This window comes from Dellaglioa sp. CoH-56-MRSF-11, from assembly GCF_056782135.1.
This window is the reverse complement of sequence record NZ_JBXAYE010000014.1, coordinates 411-904: the sequence shown is the minus strand read 5'-3', so window position 1 is coordinate 904 and position 494 is coordinate 411. Positions and strand designations below refer to the sequence as shown.

The 494-nt window shown below is 56.3% G+C and carries 1 protein-coding gene; it reads left to right on the top strand.

The window, feature by feature from the left end; all coding sequences use genetic code 11:
• On the top strand, positions 1-372 hold a 372-nt coding region (locus AC1RPT_RS07595; RefSeq protein WP_481762955.1), incomplete at its 5' end, for a hypothetical protein.
• Positions 373-494 lie beyond the last annotated feature (122 nt).

Below are 494 nucleotides of genomic sequence, written 5' to 3'. Positions count from 1 at the left end.
GATCCGGAACTGTTCCATCTAGTAAAGACAGCGTATCTGCTGCGGGATGTAACGTTCCTGATCGAAACACGGCTCCTGATCGAGCACGGCTCCGACCCGGAGTGGCAGCAGACCGAGGGTATAGCGTGGATGGAGCAAGAACTCCAGCGTCCTGCTGTATCCGAGGCCATGCTGCAAACCACAATCGAATTCCAGATAGCGCGTGCCCATCGTCTAGGCCAAGTTGAACAGGCTCAGGCGTTGGCTAACTTGCGGCTTGCTGAGATGGTGGTGAACCTGCAATCTGAACTGAATTACCTTCTCTACGGAAACAAGAATGGCAACAACGAAGAAGAAGTCGTCGCTGGCGAAAGCGCAGGCGACGCGCACTGAAAAGGTGGCTACAGGTACTGGCGGTGTGAAACCGGCACGCGTACCGCTCCCCACGTTCACGGCACCTGCCGACTTTGCACCCCACTTCCTTGAGGTGGTGGTCACGACCGAAGAAGATGGTC